9 protein-coding genes are annotated in these 12,169 nt (G+C 72.8%); 6 read left to right on the top strand and 3 right to left on the bottom strand.

Annotation, left to right across the window (positions count from 1 at the left end):
• The first annotated feature begins 167 nt into the window (after positions 1-167).
• The 3 genes from ABZS66_RS21230 to ABZS66_RS21240 all read left to right on the top strand — a co-directional run bounded on the left by ABZS66_RS21230 (position 168) and on the right by ABZS66_RS21240 (position 2,075).
• The gene (locus tag ABZS66_RS21230) at positions 168-848 is read left to right on the top strand and encodes a GNAT family N-acetyltransferase (protein WP_354760123.1); all 681 of its coding nucleotides are present in this window, start codon (positions 168-170) and stop codon (positions 846-848) included.
• Positions 849-932: 84 nt separating this feature from the next.
• Positions 933-1,520 (top strand): disulfide bond formation protein DsbA, encoded by a 588-nt coding sequence (locus ABZS66_RS21235; RefSeq protein ID WP_354760240.1) that lies wholly within the window; start codon positions 933-935, stop codon positions 1,518-1,520.
• Between the two features lie 18 nt (positions 1,521-1,538).
• Positions 1,539-2,075 carry a hypothetical protein gene (locus tag ABZS66_RS21240; protein WP_354760125.1) on the top strand — a complete coding sequence of 179 codons (537 nt, stop codon included), beginning with the start codon at positions 1,539-1,541 and terminating at the stop codon, positions 2,073-2,075.
• On the opposite strand, the gene ABZS66_RS21245 is transcribed toward ABZS66_RS21240, so the two are convergent.
• The 3 genes from ABZS66_RS21245 to ABZS66_RS21255 all read right to left on the bottom strand — a co-directional run bounded on the left by ABZS66_RS21245 (position 2,062) and on the right by ABZS66_RS21255 (position 5,166).
• A complete protein-coding gene (locus ABZS66_RS21245) occupies positions 2,062-2,853 on the bottom strand; it encodes an IclR family transcriptional regulator C-terminal domain-containing protein (RefSeq protein ID WP_354760127.1) in 792 nt (263 codons plus the stop codon). The two genes, ABZS66_RS21240 and ABZS66_RS21245, sit on opposite strands and share 14 nt — an antisense overlap.
• 11 nt (positions 2,854-2,864) lie before the next feature.
• Positions 2,865-4,316, bottom strand: coding sequence for an amidohydrolase family protein (locus ABZS66_RS21250; RefSeq protein ID WP_354760129.1), 1,452 nt, complete (start codon positions 4,314-4,316; stop codon positions 2,865-2,867).
• A gap of 109 nt (positions 4,317-4,425) precedes the next feature.
• The gene (locus ABZS66_RS21255; protein ID WP_354760131.1) at positions 4,426-5,166 is read right to left on the bottom strand and encodes an alpha/beta hydrolase family protein; all 741 of its coding nucleotides are present in this window, start codon (positions 5,164-5,166) and stop codon (positions 4,426-4,428) included.
• 335 nt (positions 5,167-5,501) lie between these two features.
• Here ABZS66_RS21255 and ABZS66_RS21260 point away from each other — a divergent pair, with 335 nt between their 5' ends.
• The 3 genes from ABZS66_RS21260 (at position 5,502) to ABZS66_RS21270 (ending at position 11,995) form a co-directional block, all read left to right on the top strand.
• Positions 5,502-7,478: a glycosyltransferase gene (locus ABZS66_RS21260; RefSeq protein WP_354760133.1), complete on the top strand. Its 1,977-nt coding sequence runs from the start codon at positions 5,502-5,504 to the stop codon at positions 7,476-7,478.
• Positions 7,475-8,653, top strand: a complete 1,179-nt coding sequence (locus ABZS66_RS21265; protein ID WP_354760135.1) for a glycosyl hydrolase — start codon at positions 7,475-7,477, stop codon at positions 8,651-8,653. The genes ABZS66_RS21260 and ABZS66_RS21265 overlap by 4 nt, the downstream gene beginning before the upstream one ends.
• A 90-nt stretch (positions 8,654-8,743) precedes the next feature.
• Positions 8,744-11,995, top strand: coding sequence for an Hsp70 family protein (locus tag ABZS66_RS21270; protein WP_354760241.1), 3,252 nt, complete (start codon positions 8,744-8,746; stop codon positions 11,993-11,995).
• Positions 11,996-12,169: the final 174 nt, after the last annotated feature.

A 12,169-nucleotide genomic window follows, 5' to 3' on the forward strand; every position in this document is an offset into this window, starting at 1 on the left:
GCAGGTGGCCCTGGCGGGCCGCGCGTGGCGGGTCGCGCGTGGCCTGGCGGGTCGCGGGTCGCGCGTGGCCTGGCGGGTCGCGGGTCGCGCGTGGCCGCGGGTGGCGGAAATCCTATTATTCGGATGGGATATCGACAGCGATGGTGCGTGGATCTAGCGTTGGGATCATGAGTCACGACGTGCTGGACATTCCGGCGTGGGCGGCGCTGGCCGGGCCGCATCGGCGGTTCGCCGAGGTCAGCGGGCGGGCCGTGCGGTACCACCCGGACGTCGCGCTGTTCGGGGCCGTGGCGCCCGACGCCGGCGCGGACGCGTGGGACGACGTAGCGAAGCTCGCCGGGCCCGGCGAGGTCGTCACCGTCGTCGGGGCCGCTCCCCCGCCGCCCGCGGCGTGGGAGGTGGTGCTGGAGATCCCGGGCGTCCAACTCGTCGACGTCGCCCTCGAGGCCGCGCCCGACCCGGAGGCCGTCCGGCTCACCGCCGCCGACGTGCCCGAGATGCTCGACCTGGTCGAGCGCACCCAGCCGGGACCGTTCCGGCCGCGGACCGTCGAGCTCGGCACGTACCTCGGCCTGCGCGACGACGGCCGGCTCGTCGCGATGGCGGGCGAGCGCATGCACCCGCCGGGCTGGACGGAGATCAGCGCGGTGTGCACCGACCCGGGGTACCGCGGCCGGGGTCTCGCCACCCGCCTCGTCAAGGCCGTCGCCGCCGGCATCCGCGAGCGCCGCGAGCAGCCGTTCCTGCACACCTCGGCGTCGAATACCAACGCCATCCAGCTCTACGAGGCGATCGGCTTCCGGCTGCGCCGCCACACGACGTTCCGGGCGGTCCGCACGCCGGGCTGAACTTGGCCCAATGAACCGCGCCGGGGATTGGCGCTTCTACGGACCAAGTCGGCGGCGTTGGATCGGGTGGTGACCTACGTTGACATGTGGTTCGACCCGAAGTGCCCATGGGCCTGGAACACCTCGCGCTGGCTGCTGGAGGTCGAGCGCGTGCGGTCGGTGACGGCCCGGTTCCACGTCATGAGCCTGTGGCTGCTCAACCGGGACCGCGAGGGGCTCGAGGCCTGGTACGCCGAGTGGCTGCGCGACACGCTCGGCCCGGTGCGGGTCCTCGTCGCGGCCGCCGAGCGCTACGGCGAGCCGGTGCTGCGCGACCTGTACACCGCCCTCGGCACCCGCATCCACCACGACCGCGAGCCGATCGGCCCGGCCCTCTACACGTCCGCCCTGAACGCACTGGACCTGGACCCGGCCCTGGCCGGGGCGGCCGGCGGGGAGGCGTTCGACGAGGCGCTGCGCCGCAGCCACCACGCCGGCCTGGACCCCGTCGGCGAGGACCTCGGCACACCCGCGATCCACGTCGGGGACACGGCATTCTTCGGTCCGGTGGTTTCTCCGGTACCCCGGGGAGAGGCCGCCGGCCGCCTGTTCGACGGCGTCGTGGCGGTCGCGGCGACGCCGGGCTTCGCGGAGCTGAAGCGCGCCCGCAACGGGTCACCGCGAGTGGACTGAACGTCGCACAATGGTGACATGCTGCCACCGGCTCCGGCTCCTGAAGCTGTGCTGTTCCGCGCCACGCCCCGGCGGACGGCGGGCTACATCGCCGTCTGCGCACTGGCCACCTGGTGCCTGCTGGCCCTCGCCAGCGCTCTCGTGTCCCTGAACACCGGCGGGTTCTGGGACGGTGTGCGGTTCGCGTTCTCGCCGGTGGTGATCCTGCCGGCGCTGGCCGGTTCCGGCCTGGGCCTGCTGATCACCGGGGCGGCCCGGGTGTGGGCCCGGCTCTCGGCGGCCGGGCTGGAGCTCGGCCATCCCCGCTCGATCCTGGTCGCGTGGCCCGACGTCGAGGCGGCGGTGCGGCGCGGCCGGTGGATCTTCACGACCGTCGAGATCGTGCTGCGGCCGGACGCCCCGGTCGCGGAGCACGACGGCAAGGGCCGGCTGCCGATGCACCGGATGCGCCGGGGGCGGCGCGGCTACTCGCTCTGGCCGGCGCTCTACGACGGCGGGGTGGACGCGTTCACGGACGCCCTCGCCCGGCACGGGGTCGAGGTCAGGCGACCGTAGCCGGGACGGCGTCCAGCAGCGCCCAGTCGTGGCTGATGTCGGCCGCCGCCCGCAGCAGCTTCGGCAGGTGGTGCTCGGTGAGGTGCTCGACCGGGGTCTCGGCGGCGTGGACCGTCACGTTGATGGCGGCCACCACGCGGCCGTCGCCGTTGCGCACGGCCGTGGCCACCGAGCGGATGCCCGGGGCCAGGTCCTGGTCGGCCAGGGCCCAGCCCTTCGCGCGGACCTCGCGCAGGGCCGCGTCGAGGGCCGCGCGGTCCGGCTGCCAGCGCGCCTCGAGGCCGGCCCGGCTGGGCTCGTCGAGCACGGCGGTGAGCTCCTCCGGGGCCAGGGCGGCCAGCAGTACCTTGCCCATCGAGGTCGCCGGCGCGGGGAAGCGCGTGCCGATCTGCACCGCCAGGGTGACGAGCTTCGGCACGGCCACCCGCGAGACGTAGACGATGTCGGAGCCGTCGAGCTGGGCCATCGAGGTCGACTCGCCGGTCTGGGCGACGAGCCGCTGCATGTGCGGGCGGGCGACGTCCCAGACGCTGAGCGCGTTGACGTACGCCATCCCGAGCTCCAGGACGCGCGGCGTGAGGGTGAACCCGCGGTCGGCGCGGACGTAGCCGAGCTCCTCCAGGGTGAGCAGGATGCGCCGGACGGTGGGCCGGGCCAGCCCGGTCTCGCTCGCGACCTCGCTGAGCGTCATGACCGGGCGGCCCGGCTTGAAGCAGCGCAGCACGTCGAGCCCGCGGGCGAGAGCCTCGATGAAGTCCGGTCCCGCGTCGCGTGCCATCGGCTGCTCCTTCAGTCGTTCCCGCCATGCTTCCATTGCGCGGAGCCGGCGTCCCACTCGGTGTACGTGTAGGGATTGTCCAGCACCTTCGTCGCCGGCACGTCGGGGTTCATGCCCCGCTGCCACGCGTCCTCGCCCATGACCCCGACGAGGTGCTCGACCGTGCGCTCCACGGCCGCGCGGGCCCCGGCCAAGTTCACCCCCATGTCCACGTCCACGAGCCGGCCGTCGCGCTTCACGATCCGGCCGTTGACGAGCACCGTGTGCACGTCGGCGCGCTGGGCCTGGAAGGCGACGTGGCCGTAGGCGTTGAGGATCGGGAACATCACCGGCGAGTGGTCGTTCTTCAGCAGCACCACGTCGGCCTTCTTGCCCGCTTCGAGGCTGCCGACCTTGCCGTCGAGGCCGAGGGCCTTCGCACCGCCCCGGGTCGCCCAGTCGACCACCTGCTCGGCGCGCAGGTGCAGGTGGGTGACGGTCTCGGCGCGGCCGTGGGCCGCCATGTGCTCGCGGGAGCGGTCGGCGCCGAGGGTCGAGCGCATGGCCGAGAACAGGTCGCCGCTCCACCACACGCTGGTGTCCATCGACAGCGACACCGGGATGTCGTGGTCGCGCAGCTGCCAGGTGGGCGGGTACCCCTGCCCGGCGCTCTGCTCGCTCTCAGTCGAGACCGAGACGGATCCGCCGGTGGCGGCGATGCGGTGGTACGAGTCATGCGTCAGCGTCGCGGCGTGCACGTAGATCGTCGACGGGGTCATGAACCCGTGCTCGTGCATGAGCCGGATCCCGTCGTCGTTGGTCGCGCCCCACACCCCGGCGTGGGTGGTCACCGGCACGCCGAGCTCGCGGGCCACCTCGAACGCCGCCTTCTCCGGGAACGCCGGGTCGCCGGTGACGTCGAAGGCCATCTGGAAACCGAGCATGTCGTCGCCGGGCCGGATGCGCCGGTTGACGAAGTCGCGGAACTCGGGGCTGGCCGACCACTGCCACGGCCCCTGCTGGATGTTGCCGTAGGCGAGCACGAACCGCCCGGGGACGGACTGGAGGGCGTCGACGGCCGCGTCGGCGTGCTGCGTGGTCTGCAGCCCGTGCGACCAGTCGACGGTGGTGGTGACGCCGGCGTCGAGCGCCTCGAGCGCGGCGAGCACGTTGCCGGCGTGGATGTCCTCGGGGCGGAAGTGCTTGCCGGACTCCAGGTAGTACCAGACGAAGTACTGCGTGAGCGTCCAGTCGGCGCCGTAGCCGCGCATCGCGGTCTGCCACATGTGCCGGTGGGTGTCGATCATGCCCGGCATGACGATGCCGCCGGAGGCGTCGATCTCGGTGGCGCCCTCCGGGGCGGTGAGGCCGGGCCCGATCTCGGCGATGCGGTCGTCGACGACCAGGACGTCGGCATTGGGGTGAACCGTGTGGGTGTCGTCCATCGTGAGGACCAGGCCGTTGCGGAAGAGCACCGCGCTCATCGCAGTCTCCAATCTCGGACGCAAGTCCGCCAGGCGGTCAGACTGGTCAGGTGACGGAATTCTCATCCCGTCAACCAGCAGTGTCAACGCCTTGCGGACAGATGTCCGCTCAGCGGCCGGTCATTGGCAGCCAAGCCAGGACATCCTGGATTCGCGCGTCCCAGTAGGCCCAGTCGTGCGCGCCCGGCCCGAAGTCTGTGGTGAGCGGCAGCCCGTGCGCGGCGCACGCGTCGCGGAAGGCGACGTTGCCCGGGTACAGCGCGTCCCCGGTCCCGCACGCGACGTAGAGCGCGGGCGGGTCGGCGACCGTGCCGAGCAGGTGGAACAGGTCGTCGCCGGTGCCGGGCACGCTCGCCGGGTCGCCGAAGATCCGCTGCCACATGTGCGGGTCGACCGGCCGGTCCAGGCTGGGGATGCGGGTCGCGAGGTCGAGCACGCCGGAGAGGCTGGCCGCGGCGGCGAACCGGCCGGGGTGGCGCAGGGCGAGCTTCAGCGCGCCGTAGCCCCCCATCGACAGCCCGGCGACGAACGTGTCCTCCCGCCGGCCGGAGAGCCGGAAGAGGCGGCGGGCCGTGCCGGGCAGCTCCTCGCTGACGAACGTCCAGTACGGCCGGCCCCACACCTCGTCGGTGTAGAAGCTGCGGTGCACCTGCGGCATGACCACCGCGATCCCGCGGTCGGCGGCGTAGCGCCCGACGGACGTGTTGCGGGTCCAGGCGGTGTCGTCGTCGGTGAGTCCGTGCAGGAGGTAGAGGGTCGGGAAGTCGGTCCCCGTGTCCGGCAGGAGCACCGTCATCGAGGTGCCGAAGCCGAGGACGTCGGAGAAGAAGTCGCAGCGCAGCAGGGCCATCACTGCACTGTAGAAAACAGTCGGGAAATTGACAGGATCACGGCACCCGGGTGCTCACTCCTACCAACGTGGGCCAGGTTTCTTGGAACGGTTCAAACAAGATGTACAGATATGTCCTGTCGGATCTCCTACATTCCGCCGGAATCGGGCCTTCGGCACACCCTGTGGAATCGCTCCCAAGACCAGTATCAGCAGCTCAGGACCGTGATCATGAATTGCCGCCGCGGCCCGGTTCCCCCCGTTTTACCGACTCTGCGCGATGGCCGGTTGCGCATACGATCAGCCTTGCCCGAGGGGGTGAGTGGTTACCGGGAAAAGGATCGGAGGCTGGGTCGTTGCTGGACACTGCCGCACTCCGATCGGCGACACCGGAAACGACCCCCGCGAAGCGGTCGAAACCACCCCGGAAGCGACTGACGCGCGCCGAGCGGCGGGCCGAACGCCGCCAGCGCAAGCTCGCCGAGACGCACCGCTCCTACGAGGCCTGCAACGAGCTCGCCGGGCCGCTCACCACGCCCGCCGCGCCGCACCAGCCGGTCGTCTTCCGGCACACCGCGCGCCCGTGGCAGCGGGTCATGCTGACCCTGCTCATCGCGGCCAACTTCCTCACCGGCCTGGTCTTCCTCGGCTGGCTGGTGCTGCCGCAGCACATCCCCGGCCCGCGGATGCTGCAGGTCGACGCGGGTGACTGGCACGTCATCGTCGCGCGGGTCGCGTTCTGCTTCGTCGTCCTCGTCGAGGGCGTGCGGCTGCTGCAGAACATCGCGGTGTGGGTGTTCGCGTGGAAGGCGCGCGACCCGGTGCCGATGGTGCCCGAGCGCGGCCTGCGGATCGCGATGCTCACCACCATCGTGCCGTCGAAGGAGCCGATCGACGTCGTCGAGCGGTCGCTGATGGCGATGCAGAAGGTGCGGTACCCCGGGCAGGTCGACGTCTGGATCCTGGACGAGGGCGACGACCCGCGGGTCAAGGCGATGGCCAAGCGGCTGGGCGTGCACCACTTCAGCCGCAAGGGCCGGCCGGAGTTCAACCAGGAGCACGGCGCGTTCCGCGCGAAGACCAAGTCGGGCAACCACAACGCCTGGCGGGCCACCCACGAGCACGTCTACGACGTGGTGGCGCAGATGGACCCCGACCACGTGCCGCTGCCGAGCTTCCTGGAGCGGACCGTCGGCTACTTCCGCGACCCCGACGTGGCCTTCGTCGTCGCGCCGCAGGTGTACGGCAACATGTACAACGGGTGGGTCGTGCACGGCGCCTCGGTCCAGCAGTACCTCTTCAGCGGCCTCATCGAGCGCGGCGGCAACGGCCTCGACGCGCCCCTGCTCATCGGCACCAACCACCTCTACCGGCCGCTCGCCTGGGCCCTGATCGACGGCTACCAGGACTCGATCATCGAGGACCACCTCACCAGCATGGTCGTGATGGGCGCGAAGAACCCGCTCACCGACCGCCGCTGGAAGGGCGTCTACACGCCCGACGTGCTCGCCGTCGGCGAGGGCCCGACCAGCTGGACCGACTACTTCAACCAGCAGAAGCGCTGGGCCTACGGCGTGTGGGAGATCCTGCTGCGCCGCAGCCGCCCGCACCTGCGCCGGCTCAGCGCGGCCCAGCGGCTCTGCTACGGCCTCGTGCAGTCCTACTACCCGAGCGTCGCGCTGTCGGCGGTCTCGGGCGTCGCCGCCACCGCCGCCTACCTGGGCCTCGGCGTCAACGCGGCGAAGATCGAGTGGCAGCCCTGGCTCGCCCTCTGGGGCGCCAGCATGGGCACCTGGGCCGTGCTGTGGCTGTGGCTGCGCCGGTTCAACCTGGCCCGCCACGAGCGCAAGGAGATCGGCTTCCACGGCATGTTCCTGGCGCTGTTCGCGGTGCCGGTCTACGTGGCCGCGGGCACGGCCGCGCTGCTGCGCCGCCCGCTCGCTTACGCGGTCACGGCCAAGGGGCGGCTGCGCAGCGTCGACGGCCCGCGGACCTTCCGGACCCACTTCGTGTGGGCGTTCGTGGGCGCCGCGCTGATCGGGTCGAGCTTCTACTTCGGGTACGACTCGATCGCCCTGCGTTTCTGGGCCGGCCTGTCCGTCGCCGTCGGGCTGTTCCCGCCGCTCATCGCGTTCGGCACGTGGCTGCGCGAGCGGCGGCTCGAGGAGCCCGAGGAGGAGCAGCTGCCCCCGACGCTCATCATGACGATCAAGGCGACGGCGTCGGCGCACGCGTCCCTCGACGTGTCGGACCTGCCCACGGTGGCCGGTTTTCCGGCGGTCCCCCACGCCGGCTTGCCCACGCCCCGGGTCCCGGCCGGGGAGACGGCATGATCACGCTGCCCCGGATCATGTTCCTGGCGCTGGTGGTCATCGGCGGCTACGTGTTCCTGGTCGCGCCGCGCGTCGAGTCCTCGTCGCCGGTCGCGACGTGGGAGTCGCAGGTCGCGGAGCCGACGCCGACGTTCACGCCGTCGCCGAAGGCGAAGGACCCCGAGCAGTTCCCGCCGGTCGGCAAGGCGTTCTTCGGCATCTTCACCGAGCGCGGCCCGGGCGACCTCACCGACTACAACGGGTTCGTCCAGGCCGCCGGCAAGGCGCCGCAGGTGATGATGTTCGCCCAGGGCTGGGCCACGCACAAGAAGTTCGACCGCCAGCCGTTCGACCGCATCGTCAACCGCGGCATGCTGCCGATGCTCGGCTGGGAGCCGTGGAACTACCGGGCGGAGTCCAAGGTGGACACCGAGCGCGGCACGCAGCCCGAGTACCGGCTGGCCAAGATCACCGGCGGCACGTACGACGCCTACATCAGCTCCTACGCCGAGGGGATCAAGGCGCTCGGCTACCCGGTGGCGCTCCGCTTCGCGCACGAGATGAACGGTTACTGGTACCCCTGGTGCGAGTCCGCCAACGGCAACAAGCGCGGCGACTACGTGGCGGCGTGGCGGCACGTCCACGACCTCTTCGACGCGGCCGGGGCGACGAACGTCATCTGGGTGTGGAGCCCCAACGTCGTCTACGAGAACGCGACGCCGCTGTCCCAGCTGTACCCCGGCGACGACTACGTCGACTGGGTCGGGCTGTCGGGCTACTACGGCACGGCCGGCATGGAGACCTACCAGACGTTCGAGCAGATCTACCGGAACACGCTCAGCGAGCTCAAGCAGGTGTCGAAGCGGCCCATCGTGGTCACCGAGGTCGCCGCCACCGACGCCGCCGGGCGCAAGGCGGAGTGGATCACCGACCTGCTCAAGACGCTGCCGAAGCACCCGGAGATCATCGGCTTCATGTGGTACGAGTCGGTCAAGGAGACCGACTGGCGGATCGCGGCCTCGAAGACCGCCTCGGCGGCCTTCGCCCAGGGCGTCGCGCAGCCGTACTTCTCGGCGACGTGGGCGCCCGGCACGGTGCCCCGCCGGACGCTGCCCGCCGCCTCCGCATCGGCCTCGGCGCCGCCGTCGGCCTCGCGATCGGCCTCGCCGACTCCGTCGGCCTCCCGATCCAGATAGTGCTTGTTGTCGTACCACGCCGCTAGCATGGCGCGCACCGGGTCAATCGTCCTAGGAGATCTCGATGTTGGGTAGGCCGTCGTGGTGAACATGGCGCCCGGCGGGTTCGTCGTCGGCATCGACCTGGGCACGTCCAACACCGTGGCCGTCATCCGGTCCCCCGACGGCCGCCGCCGTCCCGTGCTGTTCGACGGCGCCCCGCTCATGCCGTCGGCGGTGTTCCTCCAGGACAACGGGCAGCTCGCGGTGGGCCGCGACGCGCAGCGGCTGGCCCAGCTCGACCCGGGGCGCTACGAGCCCAACCCGAAGCGGCGCATCGACGAGGCGTCGGTGCTGCTCGGCTCGGTGGAGATCCCGACCGTGCAGGTGCTCGCCGCCGTCCTGCGCGCGGTCGGCAACGGCATCAGCGAGATCACCCGGTTCCCCCCGCCCGCCGTGCTGACCTACCCGGCGTCGTGGGGCCAGATGCGCCGCGCGCTGCTGCACGACGCCGCCGTCACCGCCGGGTTCCCGCAGGTCACGCTGGTGCCCGAGCCGGTGGCCGCCGCGCGGTATTTCATCAGCGCCCTCAACCACCCGCTCCCCCGCGGCTCGGCCATGGTCGTCTACGACTTCGGCGGCGGCACGATCGACATCGCCGTGGTCCGCAACGAGGACCAGGGCTTCACCGTGATCGGCTCCGGCGGCCTGGAGGACGTCGGCGGCCTCGACATCGACGCGGCCCTGGTCGAGCTGCTCGGCGAGGTGCTGCAACGCTCCGAGCCCGACCGGTGGCGCCGCCTGGAGCAGCCGCTGACCTCGCAGGACCGCCGCGACCGGCGGCTCTTCTGGGAGGACATCCGCGGCGCCAAGGAGATGCTGTCGCGCACCACGGTCGCCCCGGTCTCCGTCCCCGGCGTCGAGGCCGCGCTGCACCTGACCCGCGAGGAGCTGGAGCGCAAGATCGGCCCGATGATCCGGCGCACGGTCTCCGAGACCGCCCGGGTCGTCCAGCAGTCCCACCTCAGGCCCGAGCAGCTCGCCGGCGTCATGCTCGTCGGCGGCTCCTCCCGGGTGCCGCTGGTGGCCCGGATGCTGCACCAGGAGCTGCAGGTCGCGCCGACCGTCCTCGAGCAGCCGGAACTGCCGGTCGCCGAGGGCGCCGTCGTGCACCCGGCCGAGCTGACCACCGACGGGCGCTTCGGCGTCGCGACCGGCTCCGCGTCGGTCGGCGGCACCGCGGCCGCGTTCGGGGCGCCGGCGCCCGGCACCGGCTACGGCCCGCCGTCCTCGGGCTACGGCCCGCCCGGCCAGGCCTCGCCGGGCGGCTACGGTCCGTCGACCGGGCAGGGCTCGCCGGGCGGCTACGCGCCCGCGGCCGGGCAGGGCGGCGGCTACGGCACGCCGGCCGGGCAGGCGTCACCCGGCTACGGGCCGCCGCCGGGCCAGACCGCGCCGGGGCAGACCGCGCCGGGTTACGGCGCGCCGGGCGGGCAGGCACCACCCGGCTACGGGCCGCCGCACGGCCAGACCGGGTCCGGGCCGAGTGTGCCGGGTCAGACCGCGCCCGGTTACGGCGTGCCGGCGGGGCAGGCCTCGCCGGCCTACGGGCCGCCCGGGCAGACCGCGCCGGGCCAGACCGCGCCGGGTTACGGCGGGCAGACCGGCCAGTCCGGCCAGACCGCGTACGGGGTGCCCACCCAGCCGGCCCCGGCCGACGACCTGCCCACCGGGCAGCCGCTGTGGGGCGACCGCGAGTACCGGCCCGCCCACGTCGAGCAGCCGATCACCGACCCCACCGGCGGCGGGGCGCCGTCGGGCTACGTGTCGTCGCCGCCCCCGGGCGCCGGGTCGGTGCAGCACTTCCACGCGCCGACCCAGCCGACGCCGTCGGGCGGCATCCCCGCCCAGACCGGCTACGGCGCGGCGGCCTCGGCCGCGCCCACCTCGGCCCCGCCGGTGTCGGGCGTGCCGTTCTCCGCCCCGCCGGTCTCGGGCATTCCGTCCTCGGCGCCGCCGGTGTCCGGCATTCCGTCCTCCGGGCGGTCCGGTGTCGTCTACGGGGCCGGCGCCGCGCCGGTGTCGTCGATGCCGGCCATCGACGCCCCGGTCTCCGGCGTGCCGGTCAGCGGCCCGGCCGGCCCCGCCTATCCCGTGACCGGCGCACCGGTGTCACCGGTCTCGCCGGCCGCGGCCCCGGTGTCGCCGGGCGCCGCCCCGCTCGCCGGATATTCGGCGTCGCCCGTGGCCACGCCGAAGCCCCCGGTCTCCCCCGACGACCCGGTCGTCGCCCCGCCGAAGCCGCCCGTCGTCGACCCGGGCGGCGGCGGCAAGCGCCGCGGCGCGCTCATCGCCGCCCTGGTCGCGTTGGTGGTGCTCATCGGCGGCGGCGCCTGGGCCTGGACGGCGCTGCGCGACACGAGCACCGACGGCGGCGAGCAGACCCCCGACCCGATCGGCGCCTGGACCAAGCTGCCCGACGTGCCGACCGAGCTCAACGGCAACGCGACCGGCATCGAGGGCGCCGGCGCGGCGGTGGTGAAGAACAAGCTGTACGTGATCGGCGGCTTCACCGCGCAGGACCCGCGCCAGCAGATCAACTCGGTCTGGGTGTACGACCTGAGCCAGGGCGACACCGGCAAATGGGAGAAGGGCCCGGACCTGCCGAAGCCGCTGAGCCACATGGCCGTCGTGGTCGACCGCAACGCCGCGCTGTGGGTGCTCGGCGGCTGGGCCTCCGACGGCGCCACCGCGCAAGTGATGCAGCTCAGCTCGGACGGCCTCTACTGGGACCAGAAGGCGCCGCTGCCCGAGGCCCGCCAGACGGGCGCCGCCGTCTTCGACGGCAGCGGCATCATCTACGCGGGCGGCACGACCAAGGACGGTGTCGCCACCGACACGATCTTCGCCGTCAACAAGGCCGGTGACGGCTGGGACACCATCGGCAGCCTGCAGCACCCGCGCGAGAAGCTGGCCGCGGTGAGCGACGGCGCCGGCAACGTGCTGTTCATCGGCGGCATCTACAAGAAGCAGGAACTGGTCTACGACGACGTCGAGGCGCTCTCCGAGCGCAAGCCGAAGGGCACCGACCTCAAGCTCGACCACCCGCGCGAGGGCCCGGCCGGCGTCAACATCCAGGGCATCGGCCTGTGCGTGCTGGGCGGCAACAACGGCAACACGGAGTACTTCGACTGGTGGTGCCAGGACGCGTCGAAGACCCCGCTGCTGCCGAAGCTGCAGATGCCCCGCTCGGGCATCGCCCTGGCCACGGCGGGCGGCGCGGTGTACGCGATCGGCGGCTACAACGGCGCCAAGAACCTCCACGGCACGAGCACGGTCGAGGTCTTCCGCCCGAACAAGTAGCAACGGCATCGAGCGGCGCCCGAGCCAGCCTCGGGCGCCCCGCCGCCGCACGCCCCGCCGGCCTCGCCTCGCCGCCGCGCGCCCCGCCTGCCTTGCCTCGCCGCCGGCGCCGAGCCCGGGCGATGCTGACTGCCACAGCCCACACCGCAGACCAGCCATACCACCGCCCGCGCC

Source organism: Dactylosporangium sp. NPDC005572 (assembly GCF_040605515.1).
Classification (GTDB): Bacteria; Actinomycetota; Actinomycetes; order Mycobacteriales; family Micromonosporaceae; genus Dactylosporangium.

Bases quoted from the DNA above. Each gene is read 5' to 3' on its own strand.
- ABZS66_RS21230 (WP_354760123.1), top strand. From the start codon at position 168: ATGAGTCACGACGTGCTGGACATTCCGGCGTGGGCGGCGCTGGCCGGG.
- ABZS66_RS21235 (WP_354760240.1), top strand. From the start codon at position 933: ATGTGGTTCGACCCGAAGTGCCCATGGGCCTGGAACACCTCGCGCTGG.
- ABZS66_RS21265 (WP_354760135.1), top strand. From the start codon at position 7,475: ATGATCACGCTGCCCCGGATCATGTTCCTGGCGCTGGTGGTCATCGGC.
- ABZS66_RS21250 (WP_354760129.1), bottom strand. From the start codon at position 4,316: ATGAGCGCGGTGCTCTTCCGCAACGGCCTGGTCCTCACGATGGACGAC.
- ABZS66_RS21240 (WP_354760125.1), top strand. From the start codon at position 1,539: ATGCTGCCACCGGCTCCGGCTCCTGAAGCTGTGCTGTTCCGCGCCACG.
- ABZS66_RS21270 (WP_354760241.1), top strand. From the start codon at position 8,744: ATGGCGCCCGGCGGGTTCGTCGTCGGCATCGACCTGGGCACGTCCAAC.
- ABZS66_RS21245 (WP_354760127.1), bottom strand. From the start codon at position 2,853: ATGGCACGCGACGCGGGACCGGACTTCATCGAGGCTCTCGCCCGCGGG.
- ABZS66_RS21255 (WP_354760131.1), bottom strand. From the start codon at position 5,166: ATGGCCCTGCTGCGCTGCGACTTCTTCTCCGACGTCCTCGGCTTCGGC.